This is a genomic window from Clostridium sp. DL1XJH146, from assembly GCF_054819755.1.
This window is the reverse complement of record NZ_JBTVVN010000044.1, coordinates 1-24,822: the sequence shown is the minus strand read 5'-3', so window position 1 is coordinate 24,822 and position 24,822 is coordinate 1. Positions and strand designations below refer to the sequence as shown.

The 24,822-nt window shown below is 29.1% G+C and carries 17 protein-coding genes and 1 pseudogene; 6 read left to right on the top strand and 12 right to left on the bottom strand.

Annotated features, from left to right (window positions below):
* Positions 1-230: 230 nt before the first annotated feature.
* Complete coding sequence (locus ACVHXK_RS15925; protein WP_461207405.1) at positions 231-815, top strand: restriction endonuclease; 585 nt, start codon at positions 231-233, stop codon at positions 813-815.
* Positions 815-1,414, top strand: coding sequence for a restriction endonuclease (locus ACVHXK_RS15920; protein WP_461207404.1), 600 nt, complete (start codon positions 815-817; stop codon positions 1,412-1,414). The genes ACVHXK_RS15925 and ACVHXK_RS15920 overlap by 1 nt, the downstream gene beginning before the upstream one ends.
* Before the next feature lie 37 nt (positions 1,415-1,451).
* Here ACVHXK_RS15920 and ACVHXK_RS15915 read toward each other — a convergent pair whose 3' ends face one another.
* Entirely contained in the window at positions 1,452-2,372 is a 921-nt protein-coding gene (locus tag ACVHXK_RS15915) for a lysophospholipase (protein ID WP_461207403.1), read from the bottom strand.
* Positions 2,373-2,402: 30 nt separating this feature from the next.
* On the bottom strand, positions 2,403-3,860 hold the full coding sequence (locus tag ACVHXK_RS15910; protein WP_461207402.1) for a DUF6937 domain-containing protein: 1,458 nt from the start codon (positions 3,858-3,860) through the stop codon (positions 2,403-2,405).
* A gap of 393 nt (positions 3,861-4,253) precedes the next feature.
* Here ACVHXK_RS15910 and ACVHXK_RS15905 point away from each other — a divergent pair, with 393 nt between their 5' ends.
* Positions 4,254-4,967, top strand: coding sequence for a L,D-transpeptidase (locus ACVHXK_RS15905; RefSeq protein ID WP_461207401.1), 714 nt, complete (start codon positions 4,254-4,256; stop codon positions 4,965-4,967).
* Between the two features lie 88 nt (positions 4,968-5,055).
* Here ACVHXK_RS15905 and ACVHXK_RS15900 read toward each other — a convergent pair whose 3' ends face one another.
* Positions 5,056-7,239: a DNA topoisomerase III gene (locus ACVHXK_RS15900; RefSeq protein WP_461207400.1), complete on the bottom strand. Its 2,184-nt coding sequence runs from the start codon at positions 7,237-7,239 to the stop codon at positions 5,056-5,058.
* 265 nt (positions 7,240-7,504) lie between these two features.
* On the opposite strand from ACVHXK_RS15900, the gene ACVHXK_RS15895 reads away from it, so the two are divergent.
* The gene (locus tag ACVHXK_RS15895; RefSeq protein WP_461207399.1) at positions 7,505-9,655 is read left to right on the top strand and encodes a sensor domain-containing diguanylate cyclase; all 2,151 of its coding nucleotides are present in this window, start codon (positions 7,505-7,507) and stop codon (positions 9,653-9,655) included.
* A gap of 42 nt (positions 9,656-9,697) precedes the next feature.
* Here ACVHXK_RS15895 and ACVHXK_RS15890 read toward each other — a convergent pair whose 3' ends face one another.
* A complete protein-coding gene (locus ACVHXK_RS15890) occupies positions 9,698-11,455 on the bottom strand; it encodes a hypothetical protein (RefSeq protein WP_461207398.1) in 1,758 nt (585 codons plus the stop codon).
* A gap of 146 nt (positions 11,456-11,601) precedes the next feature.
* Positions 11,602-13,080 (bottom strand): YfcC family protein, encoded by a 1,479-nt coding sequence (locus tag ACVHXK_RS15885; protein WP_461207397.1) that lies wholly within the window; start codon positions 13,078-13,080, stop codon positions 11,602-11,604.
* Positions 13,081-13,256: 176 nt separating this feature from the next.
* Between ACVHXK_RS15885 and ACVHXK_RS15880 the strand changes: the two genes are divergently transcribed.
* The gene (locus ACVHXK_RS15880) at positions 13,257-14,348 is read left to right on the top strand and encodes a putative NPN-dependent ornithine cyclodeaminase (RefSeq protein WP_461207396.1); all 1,092 of its coding nucleotides are present in this window, start codon (positions 13,257-13,259) and stop codon (positions 14,346-14,348) included.
* A 95-nt stretch (positions 14,349-14,443) separates the two neighbouring features.
* Here the strand turns inward: ACVHXK_RS15880 and deoD are convergent, their stop codons facing one another.
* The 4 genes from deoD to ACVHXK_RS15860 form a co-directional block, all read right to left on the bottom strand.
* Complete coding sequence (gene deoD / locus ACVHXK_RS15875) at positions 14,444-15,151, bottom strand: purine-nucleoside phosphorylase (protein WP_461207395.1); 708 nt, start codon at positions 15,149-15,151, stop codon at positions 14,444-14,446.
* A gap of 122 nt (positions 15,152-15,273) precedes the next feature.
* Complete coding sequence (locus tag ACVHXK_RS15870) at positions 15,274-16,155, bottom strand: DegV family protein (RefSeq protein WP_461207394.1); 882 nt, start codon at positions 16,153-16,155, stop codon at positions 15,274-15,276.
* A gap of 180 nt (positions 16,156-16,335) precedes the next feature.
* On the bottom strand, positions 16,336-17,412 hold the full coding sequence (locus ACVHXK_RS15865) for an HD-GYP domain-containing protein (protein WP_461207393.1): 1,077 nt from the start codon (positions 17,410-17,412) through the stop codon (positions 16,336-16,338).
* Entirely contained in the window at positions 17,413-20,823 is a 3,411-nt protein-coding gene (locus tag ACVHXK_RS15860; RefSeq protein ID WP_461207392.1) for a response regulator, read from the bottom strand. It lies immediately after the preceding gene.
* 334 nt (positions 20,824-21,157) lie between these two features.
* Between ACVHXK_RS15860 and ACVHXK_RS15855 the strand changes: the two genes are divergently transcribed.
* Positions 21,158-22,396, top strand: a complete 1,239-nt coding sequence (locus ACVHXK_RS15855; RefSeq protein ID WP_461207391.1) for a C40 family peptidase — start codon at positions 21,158-21,160, stop codon at positions 22,394-22,396.
* Positions 22,397-22,503: 107 nt separating this feature from the next.
* Here the strand turns inward: ACVHXK_RS15855 and ACVHXK_RS15850 are convergent, their stop codons facing one another.
* The 3 genes and pseudogenes from ACVHXK_RS15850 to ACVHXK_RS15840 form a co-directional block, all read right to left on the bottom strand.
* Positions 22,504-22,854: a P-II family nitrogen regulator gene (locus ACVHXK_RS15850; protein ID WP_461207390.1), complete on the bottom strand. Its 351-nt coding sequence runs from the start codon at positions 22,852-22,854 to the stop codon at positions 22,504-22,506.
* A gap of 15 nt (positions 22,855-22,869) precedes the next feature.
* Positions 22,870-24,081: an ammonium transporter gene (locus tag ACVHXK_RS15845; RefSeq protein ID WP_461207389.1), complete on the bottom strand. Its 1,212-nt coding sequence runs from the start codon at positions 24,079-24,081 to the stop codon at positions 22,870-22,872.
* A 285-nt stretch (positions 24,082-24,366) separates the two neighbouring features.
* Positions 24,367-24,822, bottom strand: a pseudogene (locus ACVHXK_RS15840) (hypothetical protein); the annotation flags it as partial.

The following is a 24,822-nucleotide window of genomic DNA, read 5'->3' as shown; positions in this document are numbered from 1 at the left end:
TTACTAATAATTATATAATATTTTATTACATTTTTGGATTAATTTATCTCGAAATATTTTTACTCGTTAAAGCTGTATTAAATACTGAGACACACGTCCTAAATAGATATAAATGAGCCTGTTTTTTTGCTCATCATCAATTTTTTTTGCTTTATTACTATCAAAAGTATTATTACTAGTATATGTTTACCATATTTTGTCTATAATTTCAGAAAAGGAGGCATCAAATTATGATGACAAAGATTTCACCATTTTTTCTTATTATTGTTATTTTAATTCAGGTATTACTTATAAAACTATTGCCAATATATACTAGCAAACTCGAAAACACAGCTAGATTGTATCAGCTCAAACATAAACTTACATCACGTTTTTATCTTTCACAATTATATGACTATGAATTTATTGATTACTGCAAATATTTCTTAGAAAATATGGGCTTCAAAAACATAGAATATAATTCAAATCACTCAAAAAACGGAGTAATCTTCAATTGCCAAAGTGTAACTGGTGAAACATTTTACATTAGTGCGTATCAGTCTTTCTTAAACGACGAGCGTGGAGAAAATGTATCTGATATTTATACCAAAATCGGCAAACCCTATATTCAACTACTTTTAGGTAGTATGATTCATGATGGTGTAAAAAATGGAATGATTATAACCAATGGAGACTTTACAGAAAGTGCACTTCAATTTTCACGAACCTTACCATCGGATTATTATATTAAACCTTTAGATGGGATAAATCTTTCAAAACACTCTTGGAATTTATATTATAGAAATCTTGCTACAATTAAAAGGAGTGTGATTTAATGAATATTTCTAACTTACTATTTAATGCCATTTCCAATTTTTTAAATTTCCTTTTATTAATAACTATTTTTATATTAACATTAAAAATACTCCATTATGGATATTATGTTCTTAAAAACTATTTAACATATAAAAAAATTATTAATAGTTCCGAAACTGGAGAAATAAATATAAATGATATCCTTGATTTATCCCCCTTTGAATTCGAACATTGGTGTGAAATATTCCTCGAAAAAGAAGGCTATATAATTGAAAGTATAAAAAACCTATCTGGTGATGGTAAAGTCGATATAATTTGCAAAAGAGGTACTGAAACTTATTATGTAGAATGCAAAAAACACAATAAAAAATCAAAGTCAAAATTAATAATTGATACAAATACTATAAATAAACTACTAGGTTCTATGGTTAAAGATGAGATTAAAAACGGTATGATCATTACTACTGGAGTTATATCTAAATCAGCAATCCAATATATAAAAACAATGCCAAAAGAATATAATTTTAAACTTTATGATGGAGAGGATTTAATCGATTCTCACTATTGTCAAATAGAAAACTTCTTTAAAAACCCTTGCACTAAAAATTCAGCTAATTAACAAAAGCCTATTTTATCAATAGGCTTTTGTTAATTATTTAATAAAAATTTTTCATCCATTCAAATAAATATTTATAAACCTCATCTTTATTAATTTCGTTAAGAATTTCATGTCTTGCATCTTTAAATAGTTTCATTTCAACATCTAAAGACAAATCTTTATATTTATTATATACACTTTCTATTTCTTTACCCATATTACCAACAGGATCTTTCTCACCTGAGACAAATAGTATTGGAAGGTCTTGTCTTGTTTTCGCTATATTATCTTTGTTAGAAACCATCTCAATCCCTGTCATAAGGTCTACATAAAACTTCGCTGTACACATAAAGCCGCAGCCTTCATCAGCTATGTACTTATCTACCTGTTCTTCATCCCTTGATAACCAATCGGATACAGTTCTATTAGGTTTAAAATTACTGTTGAAAGAACCAAAACTTAATTTATCTAATAATTTAGATTCATACTTTTCGCCTTTTACTTTAGATATAGTTTTAGCTATTAATTTACCTAAAGCTCCAACTACTCCCTTACTATCTCCAGTTCCAGAAATAATAGCTCCAACTATATCCTTATCATACAATTGTATATATTTTCTGGTTACAAAAGACCCCATACTATGTCCAAAAATCAAAATCTGTTTATCCTTTTCATTCTCTTTAATAAATTCTGTTACTATATGCGTTTCATCTACAACTTTCATAAAACCATCTTTAGCGTCGAAATAACCTCTAGTTTCATTTTCTCCAACACTTTTGCCATGGCCCCTATGGTCATGTGCATAAACTGCAATTCCTTGCTTATTTAAATATTCTGCAAAATCCTTATATCTTCTACAATATTCACTCATGCCATGAACAATTTGCAAAACACCTTTTATTTCTCCTTCTGGCTTCCATGATACAACATAAATTTTATGACCCTCAACACCATCAATTAGATACTCTTGTTCTTTCACAATAAATCCCCCCTTATCTAATATTATACTCTATTTCTCATACTTGCCAACAGCTAGCTTCACAGCTTTATACGCCCCATCATAAATTCCAATCTTTTTATTTCGAATTATATTTTCATTAAACATTGTTAGCATTGTATCATCTTCTAACATTAGTTTAAGCATTTGTTCAGTTCTTTCTACTGTTTCACATTCTATTGTTCCATCTCCAACCTCTGAAGCTCTTACCGCACCGTATGCTTCATGTCCACCTATTCTCTTTATTAATAGTTTTGGAACAGGATAAAAAGCTAATTCTGAAGGTTTTGTTATTAATATATCTGCTGATCTCATTAGTATATTTGTAGAATAAACTGCCGCAAATATATCTTCATCATAAAAAGCATGTATTCCTTCCACTTCTCCATCAATAGCTTTTTGAGCAAAAGTGCTTGTTTCATCCCAATCACCAAAATGTTTTGATACTTTATTTTCAAGCTCTGGGATATCTTCTACTAATCCGTCCCAAACCTTTTTATGATCTCCTACATTCAAATATAAAACTAATTCTTTTTTCTCTATAAGTGGTAACATTTCTTTAATTAAAGAGACAAATATTTCTTTTTGTGCTCCTGCTCCCCCTACAGTTATTAAAACCCTTTTTGCTTTATTATTTTTCAACCTATTTAATCGTTTGGCGCAATCTTCTTCTATATTAAAAACTAATTCATGGTCAATATAATGCCCTACTTCATAAATTTCATCTTTAGGTATAGGATTTAATACTTTGTTCCCATTCATCCCTTTTAATGTTCTATATCCCATATAAGATGATGGAGTTTGTACTGTATGGATAGCTCCTTCTGACAAATGAAGTGCCATTGGCCAATTATCAGGTATAGCATTAACAACATTAGTAAGTCCAGCATGAACTGCCGCTTGTGAAGGCCAAACATGAGTTGCTATGTATGGTATATCTTTAGGAAGTTCTTTGCATACACTACTCATCAATTCTGCTGCACTTTGATCTGCTGAATTATAAGATAATTTTTTAAATCCTTCTGAATTCAATGGTTCCCAATAAAATTTATTGAATAATGGATATTTTTGTGACCACCTAGATCCCATAGAATACAATGAATTTAAATGAGCAATTAACTTTCCACCTGTAGTATTATCATATGAATGAAGGTCAAACCAATAAGGTGTATATCCTATAGATTTTGCTGCTGATGCTATTGCCATAGAGATTCTATAGTGACCAAATCCCATACGTATATTACCAATAACTAAACCTTTTTCCTTATTAATCTCTTCTCCTTCTTCACCAATTACAATGTTTTTTATATTTAGGAAGCTTCCTAATGTATCATTATCTACAGAGCTTAATTTATATACTTTTTCTCTATCGTCACCAAATTTTTTAATATACTTTTTCTTTTGTTTTTCAGATTTTGTAAAAACCTTTTCACTCATTTCATTACCAAAAATAATTTTTGATTTATTCATAATAAACTCCCCTTTTTAGTTTTTATTTTAATTTATAATAAAGCTGATATACACAATTGTTTTCTATATAGTTAGATTTCTTACTATATTAATAGTATCACCCACACTTTTTAATGTCAATATTTATTTGTAATCTTTTTCATAAATCCTATATATTTAATAATTAAGATAATAAACAAATTATTATTGCTCTTTTTTATTTAAATAGCTTTATAAATATCGACAATATTTTATAATATAGACTCACTTAATAATATTTTTTGTTATTCACTTGATTTTTTTTGAAATTATGGTAATGTATTAAATATAATTTGTTATTATATACCTTTTATGTAAATTGATTATTCTGGGTGTAGTAACATTTTTTTTAAATTCAATATAAGGAGTGTCTTTATGGTATTTACCAAAAATAAATCTTACAAAATAAATTTATTACATATTTTAATAATTGTACTCAGTACAACTATTATAGTTTTTTCAATATACAAGATAAATTCAAATATAAAAATAAATAGATTATTATCAATAGCAGAAAATGCTTATTCAGCTGGAGATTATAAAGAAGCAATATTAGCTTTAAATAGTGTTATAGCCTTCGACAAAAACAACTCCATGGCACCTAAACTATTAAAACTTTATCAAGAAAAATATCAAAAACAGAAGGAATCTGATGCTTTAGCAAAAAAGATTTTTAATGAACGCAGTGTTTTCTTAAATAAAAATAGTTACAACAACTATAAAGTAGAAGTTACTGTACCTTATCAAGTGGTCAATGTATATAAAAATAATGCCCTTATAAGAACAATGGTTTGTTCAACTGGAATCGAATCGAAACCAACGCCCACTGGCTACTTTGAAATGGATGGCAAAGGAACATATTTTTTCAGTGAAAAATATGGTGAAGGTGGCTTTTATTGGATGAATTTTTCGAATAACATATATCTTTTCCATAGTGTTCCTGTAGATTCAAATAAAGAAGTGATTGCAAGCGAGGCTCAAAAACTTGGAGAAAAAGCAAGCCACGGATGTGTAAGACTTGCAATGAATGACGCTAAATGGTTTTACAATAATGTTCCTTGCGATGATACGCTTATTTATATCCATTAAAGAACTATAATATGGTAACTCAATTATATACGCAGTGCGTAAAGCATAAAACAAGACAAGCATATTTTCTATACTTGTCTTATATAAATTATTTTAAGTTTAATTTAGCTAAAGCTTCAGCCAATGCATTATTTTTAAAATCATCATTGTCTTTTTTCATCTTTTTCATATAATTTGAAACTTCTTTTTTATTTAACTTATCATTGTTTTTAAACCTTTTATTGAAAGTAGAAACTTTTTCTTTGAAATTACAGTTAGTACAGAAATAAATTTTACCTTCACCCTGTCCACGCATTTCCATCTTCTTTTTGCACTCTGGACAACGACAATTTGTAAGTTTACTTATTCTTTCTCTATGACCACATGCCCTATCTTGACATACATACATCTTTCCATGTTTATCTTTGACCTCAAGCATATTCTTACCACATTCTGGACATTTTTTTCCTGTAACATTTGTATGCTTAAATTTAGTATCACTGCTCTTTACATCTTGAACTAAATTTGTTGCATATTTTCTCATTCTCTCTACAAAATCTTTTGGATCTTTCTTTCCTTTACTTATTAGGTCTAGTTCTGCTTCCCACTTAGCTGTAAGTAACGGTGATTTTAAATCTTCAGGAACTAATTGAATTAGTTGTTTACCTTTTGATGTTGGTATAATGTCTTTTCCTTGCTTTTCTATATAAAACATTCTATATAGCTTTTCTATAATATCAGCTCTTGTAGCTACAGTACCTATTCCCCCTGTTTCTCCAAGGGTTTTAGCTGAAGCCTTATCTACATTTACGAATTTTTGAGGTTTTTCCATAGCTGTTAATAAAGTACCTTCATTGAATCTAGATGGTGCTTTAGTCTGAAGCCTCTTACTCTCTACTAATTTTATATTTATTTTATCTTCTTTTTTAACTACCGGTAATGTTTGAGCGTCTCTTTCATCTTCATCTTCACTCAAATCCTCAATTTTATCATAAATCTTTTTCCAACCTTTAGATTTGATAACATTACCTTTCGCAATAAATGTTTCCCCATTAATATCTGCTTCTAGAGTTGTCTGTGTATACTCATATGGAGGCAGCATAACAGATAAGAACCTTTTAACTACTAAATCATAAACTCGTCTTTCTTCACCACTTAGAAGGGAAATATCAGCCTGTTGTTCTGTTGGAATAATAGCGTGGTGGTCAGTTACTTTACTGTTATTCACAAAGCTTTTATTGCCTGATATCTTTTTATTAAGTATCTCCGTCGCAAAAGCTCGATAACTACCTATTGAGACAGCTTTTAATCTATCTGGAAGTGTTGCTACAATATCTGTTGTAACATATCTTGAATCTGTTCTAGGATATGTTAGCACCTTATAATTCTCATATAATCTTTGCATTATTGATAATGTTTGTTTTGCTGAATATCCAAATATTCTATTAGCATCTCTTTGAAGCTCCGTTAAATCATAAAGAGCAGGAGCATATTGCTTTTTATCCTTAGCATTTACATCTACAATTTTAGCTTCTTTCCCTTTAGTTGCTGAAAGAACTTTATTTACCCTTGCTTCGTCAAATATATTACTATTATTATTTTTATCTTTCCACTGGAGAATAAATCCATTTGCCTTTGCATTAATAACATAGTAATCCTTTGGCTTAAAGGTTCTTATTTCATCTTCACGATTTACTATCATAGCCAATGTTGCTGATTGTACCCTACCTGCTGTAAGTTGTGCATTATGTCTGCAGGTAAGCGCTCTAGTAACATTAAGACCAACTACCCAATCGGCTTCTGATCTACACTGGGCTGCTTTATACAAATTCTCATATTGTGATGCTGGCTTTAAATTTTTAAACCCATCAAGTATTGCTTTATCTGTTTGCGAACTTATCCAAAGTCTTTTTAAAGGTTTGTTAATCTTTGCCTTATCTAGTATCCATCTAGCTACGAGTTCTCCTTCTCTCCCTGCATCTGTTGCTATTACAATGTCACTTACATCTTTTCTAAATAATTGTGATTTTATTGCACTAAATTGCTTCCCACTTTTTTTTATAACTACAAGCTTTAATGGTTTAGGTAGCATAGGTAAATCTTCTATTTTCCATGCCTTATATCTATCATCATATACTTCAGGGTCTGCTAAAGTAACTAAATGACCCAGTGCCCACGTTACTACATAATTATCTCCCTCTAGATATCCATTTCCTTTTTTTCTACATTTAAGAACTCTTGCAATTTCTCTACCTACAGAAGGTTTTTCTGCTAGAACTAATGTTTTACTCATAAATACATTCCTCTCATTAATTAATACTTAATACTACCATAAAAAACAGGGAAATACTAAAAAAAGACTACTAAAACAGTTTAGCAATAACTTAATACATTAAAAGATTATCTCCGAAAAATATTTTCTCAACTCCACACCTTTTTATTAAGAATAATTGAAATAAAATGAATTTATTGGTATAGTATACTTATATTATTCATTATAGCTTTCTTAAACTATTAATAATAACTGATTTAATTTTTATTAAAAAAGAGGGATAAATATGGAAATTACTAATCTTAAAAATAGAGTAGATAATCTTCTTATTAAAATCGAGGAAATAAGATTCTGTGAAATAGATAAATGTATTGAATATTGCAACGAAGCGCTTTCCCTGTCAAAAGAAATCGATTATACATACGGAATAGGAAAATGTAACTTATATCACGGATATGCTTTAATCTTTACTGGAAATTATCAAGAAGGAATAGACCACATTACAAAATCTGTTTACATATTCAAAAATTCTAATGATCAAAAAAATCTCATTAATTGCTATAATACACTTGCTAAAGCTCTTTTGTTGACTTCTGACTTTGAAGATTCAATTGAATATTTCGAGGAAGTTCTTAAAATATCCAAAAAAAATTCTTGCGAAAATATGATTCCTATTGCACTTAACTGTATCGGAGATATATTTTCAAATTTAAATAATATTGATGAGGCAATATCTTATTACAAACAAAGTTATGAAATCATATCAAAGAATATTTGGGGTATTTGTAAAGGAATTCCTCTTATTAATTTAGGATATTGTAGTTACTTAAAAAATAATTATGACCAAGCTTATTTTTATACAATTGAAGGAATAAAATATCTAACAAAAAATAAGTATTATACGTATTATTCTAAAGCTTTTTCTATACTTGCTCTTATTAGTTGGAAATCTCATAAGATTGATAAAGCTGAAATTTATTTTAAAAGAGCTTTATTCTTAGCAAAAAGATATAAAGTATATCCTTCTGAGATTTTCGCATTAGAAAACTACTCTCAATTTTTAGAACAAAACAATAAAATTGATAAATCAATAGAAACCCTTATACTAGCACTAGAGCTTTCAAAAAAAAATAACTTGTTTAATAAAATGTCTAGATTTTGTAGTCACCTTTCAGATATTTATAATAAAAAAGGAGACTCAAATAAAAGCTATTATTATCTGAAATTATACCGAGATTACAATGAAAAATATGAAGAGGAAATTATTATTAAAAGAGCTAATAGCCTTAGAACCAAAAAGATACTTGCTGAAACTCTATTAGAAAAAGAAACCCTTCAATCTACATTATCTAATGTGTCAATTATCAATGAACTTGGAAAAAAAATCACATCAACTCTTGATTTAGATAAAATTGTTGAATTATTAATTAACACAATAAAAAAATTTATGAGTGCCAATACTTTTGGGATTGGATTTTACGACAATGATAATAAACTAATAAACTATAGCCACTTTATAGAAGATGGAATCAAAATAAAACTACCTACAAAATCATTGCATGACAAAAACAGCTTAGGTGCTTTTTGTTTAAGAAATAAGGAAATGGTTATTATTAATAATTTTTCTGAAGATAATAAAAAATATATACATAATGCTGCTAAATCAAGCTATTATGGTCGGAATAATACTATAAACTCTATAATTTATGCTCCTTTAATAGTTAATAATGACCTTATTGGAATAATAACAGTTCAAAGCCATAAAAAAGCTGCTTTTACAAAATCAAATATAGAAGTAATTAATACCTTAGTTCCTTATGCATCCATTGCTCTTAATAATTCAATAAAATCAAAAGAACTAAAAAAAGAAATTAAAATTAGGGAAGATGCTGAAAATAAATTACTTCTTGCAAACAAAGCCTTAGATTATTTATCTAAATATGACTGCCTTACTAATATACCTAATAGAAGAAATTTTGATAATTTATTAAGAGTACATTGTTTCAATCACATGGAGTATAAAGAAATGATATCTCTAATACTTATTGATATTGATGCTTTTAAAGAGTATAACGATAATTACGGACACATAGAAGGCGATATATGTATTCAAACCGTTGCACAAACCTTAAATAATTCATTAATAAATAATTATTCTGCTGCAAGATACGGTGGCGATGAGTTTGCTATTATTTTGCCAAATACAGATGGTCAACAAGCCTATGATTTTGGTGAAAACTTAAGGCAAAAAATCGAAAAATTACAAATCGTTCACGGATATTCAAAAGTAGCAAATTATGTTACTATTACTCTCGGTGTAGCTTCCATAATACCCGATAATAATTTTAATATTTGTGATTTTATTAAGAAAGCAGATGAAGCCTTATATACTGCTAAAAAAAGAGGTCGCAATAGAATATCTTTATATTCAAAGTAGCCGTAGGCTACTTTGTTTTAAAAAATAAATAATTAAAATTTATTATGCCTCTTCCAGCCATTTATTTAAACTATACCTATTGAATATTTTTTCACTTACAATAACTCCGTTACTAATATCACTATTTTTTAATATTCCTTTTGTATAATTTATTAGGATTTCTAAAGAACCTGTTAATTTATGGTATTTTATCTTATCTGCTGTTATTGCTAGTGCTTTTATAATATTAAAATCCGTATAAACTTCTTGCCATTCTTTAATACTCTTTTTTAATTCATAATTATTAACAAGCTGCGGAAAGTACCTTTTAATAAACTCTAAACTAATACCTGAATTACAAAATATATAATCATTCTCTAAAGCTAATGTAGCCTCGATTAAAATCTCATTTTTTGTCATAATTTCGAAGCAACTATCGCATAAAACAACCATATTATTAAAATCATTAGTATTCTTATCTAAAGAAATATAAGCAACTTTTAAAGGTCTGCCTGTTTCACCACAACAAGTACATGTATAATTATTCCTCTGAATAACACTATATCTTAGCCAATCATCTATAGTTTGAACTTTGAGTGTATCATTTATTATTTCAATATTTTCTACTAACTCTGGTAGTACCATAATACAATTATGTTCTTCATTTACAATTAGCAATCCTTTTTTTATTAAATTTCGCATTACATTTCTGACTGTTACAATTTTTGTTTTTTCGATGATTTCCATTAATATAGGACTATGAGGACAGTATTCTGAAAACAATACTCGATTATCTTCAAAAGAAAAAATCTGGTCTTTATTGTATTCTTTAATCAATTCTAATATACTAATTAATACTTTTTTTTCTAACCTATTGCATAACTTTACTCTATAAAATATTCTCTCCCATTTAATTAGTGCATCCATATTACAAATTTCACAAACAAACTCAATAGAATCTTTGCACTCTTGAACTTTAATTATTTCTTCTTTTATTACATTTATCTCCTTAAATTCATTATCACCTAACAGCTCTCGAATTAATTTCTTTTCTTTTAACCTAATAGTTGTAAAAATTTCTTTTTTCTTTTGAGCTTTATTATAATCATTCAATGTTTTATTTATATCTATACTCATATACCCACAATTGTTACAATTTATATAATAGCTAAAATCATACAAATCTACTTCTAATTGTAATGTACTCAAGCATTCAGGACATAAAATGTACTCTAAAATACTTTTTACTTCTATTATTGCTTCATTAAATTCAACTTTCTTATCATAAAAATCTGTATGATCTTCCTCTATGTTATTATTAGATACTAATTCTTCATATTTTAACTTGCAATTACACTTAACACAATTATATTCATATCTTCCATCAATCACTTGATCTATTGCTGAATTTATTTTAAAACTATTATTAAAACAATTTGGACAAAACTTATCTTTTTTTCTAATAATGATAGGTTTTGCTAGCTCTTTTACTCTGCTCTCTGGTATAAGAAATTTTATAGATATATCTTCTAATGTATTTTCCCCATAGTACACCATCTCTAAAAAATCTAAATATGTGTCATTGTAGAAAGCTTTTAAAATATCAATATAAGAAATTTCTCTATCAATATTATATTTACGTTTTAATTCATCTGTCCTTTTAATAGGATTATCCCAAAATTCTGAAGTGAATTTTAAAAAATTTTCCTCTGAATTTTCTAATAAATAATTATCAACTAATTCATAATTTATAAATTCATTTTTAAAATCATTTAGATACTCTATAAAATCCATTCTACTAATTCTTGTATTCTGAAACATAAAAATCACCTCATAGCCATAATTACCTATAATATCTTATTTACCTATATTTTAGCATATTTTTCTATATAAGTTAACATTTTTTTGTTTCTGTAAAAAAAATATTCCAATAAATTTCTTTATTGGAATATCTGAGTTATTATTATTTAAAATGGCCCATAATTTATTAATAAAGCAACTTCTAATAATATTGTACTAATAAACATCATTACTAACTGTAATTTTATTGTCCATTTAAACCATTTTGGATAACTAATAACGGTTAATCCCAAACTGATCAATAAAACTGGATTGGTTGGATATAACATATTACTAAATCCATCACCGAATTGAAAAGCTAAAACCATTATTTGTCTATTAACACCTATAATTTCTGCAATAGGAATAACTATTGGCATTATTAAAAAAGCTTTTGCACTTCCTGAACCTATAAAAAAGTTCATAAATAAAACAAGCAAATATACAATTAATATAGCAACAAAAGGACTTGTACCTTTTATAAAATTAGCAGTTTGATACAGTATAGTATCCATAACACCAGCATTATTAATAATATGTTTAATACTTGCGGCCATTAAAATTAAAATAACACCTGGTGCAATTCCACTGCAACCAGAAATAAAGGACTTAGACACTTTTTTTATACTCATACCGGATAATTTACCAGAACCTATCCCTGCAAATAAGAACAAAACTCCAACAATAGGAAGTGAATAATCAGAAATACTACTAATAAATGAACCAGAAATAAGAATTAATAAAAGAATCAAAATAATAATATTAAACCAATTAATAGCTCTATTTAATTTTTTATCTTTTGCATAGTATATGTATTCTTGTCTTTCAGCTTCCCCACTATAAGCAATATTTTCATCATAAACAATTGATTTAGTTGGATCCTTTTCAATTTTTTTTGCATATGAAACCAAAAAAATCATAAATACAGTATATATTACTGCAAAAACTAAAATTCTATATCCCGCTCCTGAAAAAACCGGTAATTCAGCAATATTCTGAGCAACCCCGATAGTAAAAGGATTTGCGATAGCTGCAGTGAATCCAAATCCTGCAGCAAGTAGAACCATACCTACACCAACAAGTGCATCCCATCCAAAGCAATAAGATAAGGCCACCATTATGGGTATAAGAAGCACTACTTCCTCAAACATACCAATCATTGATCCAAACAGCATAAAAACTAAAGTAATACTTCCCATAAGTATATATTTTTTATCTTCAAATCTAGTTATTATTTTTCCTATAATAGCATTAATAACATTTGAATCCTTTAGTACATTTACTGAACCACCAACAAAAAACAAGAAAATAATAATTACATCAATTACCAAGAAATCTTCTCCCCAAAGCACTTCTATCGGAGCTGTAAACCATCTCCATATTGGGAAATTTCCTTTTTCTACATAATGAAACGAATCTGGGTCTATCACTGTTCTACCTTCTGAGAATACCCTTTCAAAACTTCCTGCTGGAATAATTCTAGAAATAATACCAGCAAAAATCATCAAACACAATAGAATACTCATTGATACCAAAAAAGTTTTTAACCCAATACTACTAACTTTTTTCTCATCCTTCATATTTATCCCCTTTTCATCTTTTTTCATCTTTATCCTCTACTTTACATTATTTTCATTATATTATATCATAAACATATGTAATATAGAATTTTTATAATTATTGACAGCTTATTAAATACTAAAGTTAAAAACAGAATTATGTTTTATAAAAAGGTTTCAATTACAAGCTTCACTATAAGTTTCTAAAAAAGGGAGGAAACAAAATGTCATTTAAACTACCAATTTATAAAGAACCAGATTTTGATAAAGAACCATTCCTTATCGCTCCAAATGTAAAAACAGAAGAAGTTGTAATTAAAGGAGTAGCACCAGAAAATTATCATGGAACTTCAATTTATCCAGAATACTTTAAAGTTAATGGAAAATGGATTTTAGCAAATGAAAGCAGAATGGATAGCGTACCTGTACTAAGAGAAAACAATACAATAAACGTTATTGAATTCAGAAATCTTGAAGTAGGAGATAAAGTCATAGTAGGCAGAAAAGAAGATGCAATGCAAGGCATTTATATATATAAAGAAGGATTTGTTTGCGAAGATATTGAGGAACAAGCATTTGCCTTTAGACAAGGACGAAGCCGTGAAACAGCTTACTCTAAAGATTATGATACTCTTTATGAATTGCTACAGCACGAAAAAGAAAATAATGGATATGTAGTATGGGTACTTGGCCCTGCTGTTGTTTTTGACTACGATTCTAGAAATGCCTTTTCAGCATTAATTGAAAATGGCTATGTAAATGCTATACTTGCTGGTAATGCTATGGCAACACACGATTTAGAAGCCGGCATGTTCAAAACAGCCCTTGGACAAAACATTTACTCCCAAGAATACCTACCAGATGGGCATTACAAACATTTAGATGTAATAAATAAGGCTAGACGTGAAGGTTCTATAGAAAAATTTATTGAAAAATATAATATTGAAGATGGAATTGTAAATAGCGCACTTAAAAACAGTGTCCCATTAGTTTTGGCAGGCTCAATTCGTGATGACGGTCCGCTTCCACCAGTTTTCGGAAATGTTTATGAAGCACAAAATGAAATGAGAATGCACACAAGAAAAGCAACAACATTGATTTGTTTAGCAACACAACTCCACACCATTGCTAGTGGAAATATGACTCCATCTTACACATTAAAAGATGGAAAAGTTAGACCTGTATACATTTATAGTATCGATGTTTCAGAGTTTGCAGTAAATAAGTTAAGAGACAGAGGAACACTTGAAGTAACGACCATAGTAACTAACGTTCAAGACTTCCTAAGCCACCTTATGAAAAAACTAACTTCATAAATAATGCACAATTAAATCAAAGAATCTCGACCATCGGTCGAGATTCTTCATTAATTGCAAATTGCAGATTGAACATTACAAATTATGTTTTAAAATTAAGCTCTTAGAGCAATTTCCATCATCTTAGTAAAGGCCAACTGTCTTTCTTCAGAAGTAGTAGCTTCATGAGTAACTAAACTATCTGAAACTGTAAGCAGGCAAGCTGCATTTTTTCCTAGAACTTTTGCATTGTGGAAAAGCGCAAAAGATTCCATTTCTACTGCAAGGCAACCTTGCATTTCATTAATTTCTTTGAACTCTTCAAAATTTTCTCTGTAAAATACATCTGATGAATGAACTCTACCTTTATGTATTTCAGTACCTAATTCTTTAGCAATTCCTTCTAATTTACTATTTAATTCTGAGGATGCTTCAATTACGTCTTTGTCGTATCCACTCTGCACTTTAGCAAAACTTGATTCACTCCAAGATTCTTCAACAAGTATTACATCATACAAATTTAAATCTTTAGTATAAGCACCACAAGAACCTATACGTACAATATTCTCAACTCCATAAAAATTATATAACTCATATGAATAAATACCTATACTAGCCATTCCCATACCACTTCCCATAACTGAAATAGTATTACCATTATAAGTTCCTGTATAGCCAAACATATTTCTTACAGTATTAAATCTCTCAACATTCTCTAAAAATGTCTCAGCGATAAACTTAGCTCTTAAAGGGTCTCCTGGCATCAATACTGTCTTTGCAATTTTGCCTTCATCTTTAACTTCAATATGAGGTGTAGGTATCATATTAATCACTCCTTATTTTCTTTAGATAAATATAAACTTTACTCAAACTAAATTTCAGTTAGGGTAAAGTTTATCTATTTATAATCCTATCATAAATTCTAAAATAATCAATATCTATCTAATTATCTATCGGGTTTCCTATTAGTTCCCAAAAGATAAACAGACATAGTTCCAGCTCCTGTATGACTGCCAATAACAAGTCCAATATTTGAAATGATTATATTTTTCACTTCATGATTTTCTTCTATTAGCTTCTTTAAAAAAATTGCTCCTTCTAAATTATCGGCATGAGTTATAATAATATCCTCTAAAGAATCTTCTGTAAGATGGCTTTCAAAATTATCATATATCATTTTTATCGCTTTCTTCATACCTCTTGCTTTAGAATAAGGTTTCAATTCTCCTTCATCATTAGTATACATAACTGGTTTAATGCTTAGGAGGGAACCTACAGCAGCAGTCGTTGCTGATATCCTACCACCTCTCTTTAAATGATTCAAATCATCTACAGTAAAGAAATGACATATTCTCAATTTATTGTTTTCAACCCAATTTGCAATCTCGTCCATTGATTTACCTTGTTCTTTTAGCTTAGCAGCTTTAACAAGAATAAGCCCAAGTCCACTAGAAGCTGCCTTACTATCAATTGTAATTATATTCGCTTCTGGATATTCTTCAAATAGCTCGTCTTTTGCCACAACTGAACTATTGTATGTTCCACTTAACTTAGAAGAAAAACCTATATAAAGTACTCCTATACCTTTTTCTACATACTCTTTAAATTTTTCTTTAAATCTATAACTACTAATTTGTGAAGTTGTTGGCATTGCACCACTTCTAACTTGGTCATAAAATTCTTTATAAGTAATTTTTTGATCTTTGCCTTCCATAATATCTACACCATTAATATTACACGAAAGTCCAATATAATCTATGTGATACTTTTCAATAACTTCTATTGGAAGATCACAGCATGAATCTGCAATAATAACAAACTCTTTCATTTTGACCCTTACCTCCCTTTTACAATTACCATTTAAATAAATATACTCTAAAATACATTGAATAATTGCATAATAACAAAATATTATATTTACTTTATACTATATAACAGTAAAAAAAGCAATTAATTATTAAAAATTTATGAAAATAATGTATTTAAATCCAACTATGACCATTAAAGTCTATCTATTTTCTTCTTCGATTTTATCTTTAATTCTATCTTCAATTTGGAGAAATGCATCAACTATATTAGGGTCAAAATGATTTGCTCTTCCTTCAATAATTATTTCTACTGCTTTCTCATGAGAAAATCCTTCTTTATAAACTCTCTTACTAATTAAAGCATCATATACATCTGCTAGGGCCATTAGCCTGCCTGCTAAGGGAATTTCTTCACCCTTTAGACCTTGTGGATATCCATTACCATCCCATTTTTCATGATGCATATATGCTATATCCTTAGAAAGTTTAAGAAAAGAATTATCTCCTAATTCTTTTTCTCCAATTTCAAGTGTATCTTTCCCATAAACTGTATGCTTTTTCATCTCTTCAAATTCATATCGGGTTAATTTTCCAGGTTTTAGTAAAATCTCATCTTTTACTCCTACTTTTCCAATGTCATGAAGAGGTGAAGATTTATATAATAAATCAATAAACTCATCAGTGAGTTCATCCAAATAAAATCCCATTTTTCTTAATTGAAGAGCCAATTCTCGTACGTAAAATTGTGTTCTTTTTATATGATTTCCTGTCTCAGCATCTCTTGTCTCAGCTAAAGCAGCTAAGCAATAAATAGTAGCTAATTGTGATTTCTCTAATTGCTTTGTTCTTTCTCTAACTTTTCTCTCTAAATTTTCATTTTGGTTTTGCAATAATTCCCTTGCTGCTTTTAGTTCTAAATGTGTTTTTACTCTTAATTTTACTTCTAACAATTCAAAAGGTTTTGTTACATAATCAACCGCCCCTAATGAAAATCCTTTAGCTTTAGACTCACTATCAATAATAGCAGTCAATAGAATAACCGGTATATTGCTGTTAGAAATGTCTTCATTCATCTTTTGGAGTACAGTATACCCATCCATCTCTGGCATCATAATATCTAATAAGATTAAATCTGGTTTTTCTTCTTTCATAAGTTCTAGCGCTTCAACTCCATTAATTGCTATGACGAGATCATAATCATCACCAAGAGCATCAACTAAAATACTAATATTCATTTCAGTATCATCTACTATCATTATGGTGTTTTGTTCCTTCATCTAGATCTCCTCCTCAATCTGTTTCAATAATTTGTCTAATTTCCCTTTTGCGTCTTTATATCTATATTTTGAAATTAATTTAAGAATCTCATCTAGCTCTTTTTTATCGGTCATTTTCACTTCTACTGATTTTAAATACTCAGTTTTTTCTTTTACATATTTAGCTTTTCCAAGGTGTAGCCATTTTGAAAGTTCTAATAAATGCTCCTTTAAATCAATTAATAATATTATGTCTTTTGTTTTTTCTATATCATATTGATTTTTACCATCAATAATTTGAATTATTTCTTTTATACAAACATCTGTATCATTAATGAAAAATTTAATTTCATCTAAATTCTCCATTAGTTTTTCTTCAATTAATTGCATATTATTGTATAATTTATTTGCTGATATATTCCCTGCTACACCTTTTAGCGTATGGATATATCTTTTTAATTCATCCCACTCTTCATTCTCTAAAAAGTTAAAAATAGTTTTATAACCATCAAAATAGTTTTCTTTAAAATTTAAAAGTAATTCATAATATAATTTTTTATTACTTCCTAGTCTAATTAAAGTTCTTTCCTCATCAAGAACAATATTATTTTCAATAGTATTATGCAATTTATCTCCTTCAAAAGAAAAGCTAATAGTTTCATTATCACCAATCCATTTTAATAATAAGTCATATAATTTATAAGGATCTATAGGTTTTGAAATATAATCATTCATACCAGCTCTTATACTTTTTTCTCTATCCCCTTTAAGGGCATTTGCTGTCATAGCAATAATTGGTAAATGCTTATTCAAAATATCTTTTCTAATTAGTCTTGTAGCCTCATATCCATCTAATATCGGCATTTGAACATCCATAAACACTATATCAAACTTATTATTATGAATAAACTTAACAGCCTCTTCACCATTATTAGCAATACTAACTTTAACACCTGTTCTTTCAAGAATTTCTCTTCCAACCAGTTGGTTAATCTCATTATCTTCAACTAATAAAACCTTTTTATTACTGAGAATATTTTTTATTTCGTTAAAATCAATTTTATTTTGTACCTCAATTTCCTTATACTGCTTTTTCTCATTAAAAACTCCCATTACTGTGTCAAATAATACAGATTGATTTATTGGTTTCATTAAAAAATACTTAGATCCGACTCTATTGACTTGATTAAAAAATGTATCTCTTCCGTATGCGCTTACAAATATTGTCTTAGGCATGTCTATACTATATTCTTTTTCTATGTGCCTATAGAGTTCAATGCCATTAAAATCAGGCATGTCCCAGTCTAATATTATAAGTTCATATTTATTATTTTTGAGTTCTTTTACAACATCCTCTCCTTTTCTAAGAGGAGTAACATTAAAACTAAAAGATTCTAGCATTCTAGTAAGTATTCTCAGTGAAGTTAAATTATGATCTACAATCAATACATTTATACCTATTAAATTAGGTGATGGAGTAAAATCCCTATTAGCCTTATCCTTTTGTTTAGATAATCTAGCAGTAAAATAAAATGAAGTTCCTTTTCCAAATTCACTATCAGCCCATATTTCTCCATTCATCATTTCAGTAAGTTGCTTGCTAATTGCAAGCCCTAGACCAGTACCACCATATTTTCTTGTGGTTGAACCATCAGCCTGAGTAAAAGGAGAAAATAATTTTTTCATTTGTTCCTCAGTTAATCCTATTCCTGTATCCTTAACCTCAAATTGTATTTTTATATCATCTTCATTATTTTCTAATAAAGATACCAACACATCAACTTCTCCTTCTTCAGTAAATTTAATTGCATTAGATAAAAGATTTGATAATATCTGTTCAAGTCTTAAAGGATCCCCTATTAAAGCATCAGGCACATCCTCTTCTCTTCCAAAATTCAATACTATGTTTTTATTTCTTGCTTTTACAACTAGTAAATTAGATAAATTCTCCATAACCTTATCTATATTAAACTTTATGTTTTCTAGCTCTAACTTACCTGCTTCAATTTTAGAAAAATCTAAAATATCATTAATTATTCTAAGTAAAGTTCTTGAAGCATCATCAATTTTATCTATATAATCCTTTTGAAATGGTTTTATTTCTGTATTGGAGAGTAGATGATTTAATCCCATTATTGCATTCATAGGAGTTCTAATCTCATGACTCATATTAGCTAAAAAATTACTTTTAGATTTATTGGCTTCTTCTGCTATTTCTTTTGCTTCTTTCAATTTTATTGTTCTATCTTCAACTCTTTTTTCTAGCTCATCATTAAGTATTTTTAAGTTATTTTCAACTAATTCTCTGCTAGTAATTTCTTGATTTAACTCAGAAATATTAATACGAATACTTGCAGCCATTTCATCTATAGTCGTAGCTAAAATACCTATTTCATCTTCATTGTTTTTAAGTCTATCAGGAATAATTATTTCGCCAAATTCACTATATGAGTCTAGTGTATTCAATATTTCTGTTAAGGGCTTTGCTACAAAATTCGAAACCTTCTTTCCAACTACAAAAATAATTATAGAAATTAAACATACAATTCCAAATACAATTAAAAGAAGATGGAGCATGCCTTCATAAAAAGAGCTATTAAATAAACTAACAGCAACAATCCAACCATGTGTATAAGGAATCTCCTCATAAATCATGGTTCCCTCACTGTCATCTGGGTATGCTATTACTAATTCACCCGATGCATCTTCTTCTAATTCTACATTTATTTTTTCAAACCCTTTATACCCTGCACCTTCTAAATTTTCTAAATCTATATCCATTATTAAATCATCATCTGGATGATAAACAATTCTACCTTCTGAATCAAATAACCAATAATACATATATTTATTTAATTTATTATTAGTAGCTTCTACAACTAGACTGTCTACATATGTTAATATTTCAAGAGCTCCTTTCAAATTGCCATTATCATCATAAACGCTAGTCGCCACAGATATTAATAGTCTGTCATTATCGTTCTTTCTAAAAGATGATGATACTGAGTACTCTGTACTACCGTTCAATATTTCATTTAAACTCCTCGAGTAAACAATGGGATTCTCATTATTTGTAAAACTATTTCCGTCAATGCCCACATATGTAATTGACTCGTATTGAGTTTTTAATGTTTTAAATTGATATGATAACTCCTCTTGAATTTCATTTATATCTCCATATCTTAATGATTTGGTATTGCTCAAAGTATTGAGAACGTTTTTATTCTTATATATTATTTCTCCAAGTTCGCTAGCTTTATTTTCTAGAATAACTGTCCCAAATTCTTCTCCCATTGGTATAACTATATTATTTATTCCCAAAACCAATATTACTGTTATTATAATTAAAGAAACAAACATCAATGTAGTATAAGTTGCACGTATTTTATTTTTATATGATTTTCTTGAATAACAAATTTTAAATTTATTCACATTTCCACTCCATTTTATTTTTAGTTTATTTGTTAATATCACTATCTATATTGGGATTATACTCAAAAAAATTTACATTTTTAAATATTATACTAATTCTAGCAAAATAAATGCTAATGCACAATAAAACTTTCATAGTCTACAAGATTTTTATCTTATATATATTTTTTACTTATCAATTATTTAATGTTCATTAAATTATATAATATACTTTAAATCTTAATTATATCTTAAAGAATTTTGCTTAAAAATACTTCAAAAAGTGTTATAATATAAGTGACTGTATTTTTAAGTAAATACGTTTATATAATTCTACCAAAGGGGGGCTGCCTAAATGCTTAAAAGAACACTTACTTTATTGCTTACTTTTACACTATTTACCACTGCAACTTATTCTATAACTATTTTTGCTACTCCAGATTACAGTACTCAACTTGAAGATCAGCAAGAAGATTTGGAAAATCATAAAAATGATTATGAAGAATCTCAACAAAAAATTCAAGATATCCAAATTAAAATCGAAATTTTTGATTCTGAGATAGAAAAATTATTAATAGATATTAAAGAAACTGAAAATAAAATTTCCGAACTTGAGTCTAATATTCTCCAGTTAGAAAAAGATATAGAAGCCGCAGAAAAAGAAATCGAAGATGAAAAAGAATTATATAACAATAGAATGGTAGCTATGTACATAACTGGTGGGACAAGCTATATAGAAATACTACTAGACGCTGAAAATTTAACTGACTTATTATCAAGAATAGAAACTATTAAATCCCTATCAACTTTTAATGAAAAAGTAACAACCGCTCTTAGGGAAAAGCAATCTAATATTGAAGATCAAAAAGCATTGCTTTTTGAAAAAAGTATTGAATACATGAATAATAAAGAAGAACTACTTAAAAATAAAGAAACCTTAGAAAAGAATAAAGATGAGCAACAAATATTAATCAACGAGGCAAAAGAAGAAGCCAGCAAATACGCTGACTTAATCGAAAAAGACCAGAGCAACATTGAAGAAACTAATAAATTAATTGAACAAGCAAGGATAGCCGCTGAAAAAGAAGCTGCCGAAAAAGCCGCAAGAGAAGCCGCTGCTGCACAAGCTGCAAAAGAAGCTGCCGAAAGAGAAGCTGCTTCAAAACAAACTACTGAAAGCACTACTGATAATTCAAATAATAGTGCTTCAGATGATAATAACATCTCTAGAGGTTCAACTTCAATTTCACCTAATGCCATAGTAGCCTATGCCTCTAATTTTTTAGGTTGCCCATACGTATGGGGTGCAACAGGACCTAATTATTTTGATTGTTCAGGATTTACTCAATATGTTTTTGCGCACTTCGGTATATCTATACCTAGAGTATCCTATGTTCAAACTAACTTTGGTACCTATATTCCAAAATCACAATTACAACCGGGGGACTTAGTGTTCTTTGGTAATCCTGTACACCATGTTGGAATTTACATAGGTAATGATTCTTTTATTCACGCACCTCAAACTGGAGATGTTATCAAAATATCCTCATTAAGTTCAAGGTCAGATTATTATAATGCTAGAAGAGTATATTAAAAAAACTGCCCTTAGGCAGTTTTTTTAATATACTGTGAAGTTTGCAAATTTCAAAGGGTAGTTAGAACCACAAGGTCTTAAAACCTAAAATTTATCTTAAGTAACTCTTAGGAAAGCGCATCTTTCCCCTCTTCACCTGTTCTAATTCTTATTACATTTTGAACATCATAGACAAAAATCTTGCCGTCTCCAATTTCACCTGTGTATAGTACTTTTTTAGCTGCTTCTATCACTTTCTCAACTGGAACTGAGCAAACTACTATTTCAACCTTCGTCTTAGGTAATAGATTCATTTCATAAGGAACCCCTCTATAAAATTCTGTAGCACCCTTTTGTGTTCCGCATCCTAATACTTGTGAAATTGTCATACCTGTTACTTCAATTTCATTCAAAGCCTCTTTTAAATCTTCTAATTTACTATTTTTACATATAATTTCGATTTTAGTCATCTTGTCCATACTGTAATCCCCCTATTATAGATCAATATATGCTGATATACCATGCTCTACTGCATCAAGTCCACGAACTTCTTCATGAGAAGCAACTCTCAATCCAATAGTTTTATCAATTATTTTAAATGTAATACAAGATAATATTACCACAGTTACAGCACAAATTAAAACACCTAAAAATTGAGTTCCAAGAAGATTAACTCCTCCACCGTAAAACAAACCTCCATCAGTAGCAAATAAACCAATAGCTAAAGTTCCAAATGTTCCACAGACACCATGTACAGATATTGCCCCAACTGGATCATCTATTTTTAATTTAGTATCAATGAATTCAACTGAAAATAACATTATAATTCCAGCAATTATACCTATACATATTGCACCTATAAACGAAATCATAGAAGCACCTGCCGTAACACCGACAAGACCTGCTAAAGCTCCATTTAAAGTAAGCCCAGCATCTGGCTTTTTATATTTTATAGCACTAACAACCATACTTGAAATTGTAGCACTAGCTCCACCTAATATTGTAGTAATAGCTGCGTGAGCAGTTAATGGAGACGTTATATCTAGTGTACTACCTGGATTAAATCCAAACCAGCCAAACCAAAGAATTAATACACCAAGAGCTCCAAGAGGAATATTATGCCCTGGAATAGCTTTTACTTTACCATTTTTATATTTACCTTCTCTTGGCCCTACTAAATAAGCACCTACTAAAGCAGCAAATCCACCTACTGCATGTACTGCTGTCCCTCCAGCAAAATCTCTAAATCCCATAGCTGCTAAAAATCCACCACCCCAAATCCAGTGACCTACCAAAGGATAAATTAGCGTAGTTGCCACAACACAAAATACTATATAAGACGAAAATTTAGTTCTTTCAGCCATTGCACCTGATACAATAGTTGCACAAGTTGCTGCAAATATTGCTTGAAAAAAGAAAAATACATTTCCTGAAATACCTGCTATTTGTTCCGGTAGATTAACAATCATAAAATTATCAATACCAAATATTGAATGAAAATCTGTTCCATACATAATACCATAGCCAACAAAAAAGAAACCAATAACCCCAACCGATACAGTAATAAAGTTCTTCATAATAATATTCACCGCATTTTTTGACTGGGTAAATCCAACCTCAACCATAGCAAATCCTGCATGCATCAAAAATACAAGTATTGCAGCTATGAGTACCCACATAGAATTCAAATAAAAATTAACATCCATAATAATATAGCCCCCAATAATTAATTAAAGTAACACTGTAATTAATCAATAAAAATAGTCTTATTATTTAACATTTCATTAAAACAGACTTTTTTTATTGACATTTTGTTATTATTTTTTATGAGTTTTATTATATTATCAAAACAAAAAGTTGTCAATTTCAATAAATTCCATTTATTAAATCATTCCACGATTTTTTTACTTTTCTATTTTAAAACTGAATAGTCTAAAAAAAGTCTGAAGATTAAACTAAATTAAAAAGATGCATTTCTGCATCTTTTTAATTTAATGTTTTTTTCTTAAATATATACTTGTGCCTATCATTAAGATTAAAAATCCAATCAAAAGATAAGTATCATATTTACTACTTGTGGAATCAACAACATCAGTAGTAACTTCTGTTGTTTCTTGACCCATTTCCCCACCAGGCATTTGACCATCTACCATCTCTGGCATCTCTCCGTCTACCATCTCTGGCCTTCCGGGTCTTTCGCCATCTACCATCTCTGGCATCTCGCCATCAATCATCTCTGGCATCTCTCCGTCTACCATCTCTGGCATCTCTCCGTCTACCATCTCTGGCATCTCTCCGTCTACCATCTCTGGCCTTCCGGGTCTTTCGCCATCTACCATCTCTGGCATCTCGCCATCAATCATCTCTGGTATCTCTCCGTCTACCATCTCTGGCATCTCTCCGTCTACCATCTCTGGCCTTCCGGGTCTTTCGCCATCTACCATCTC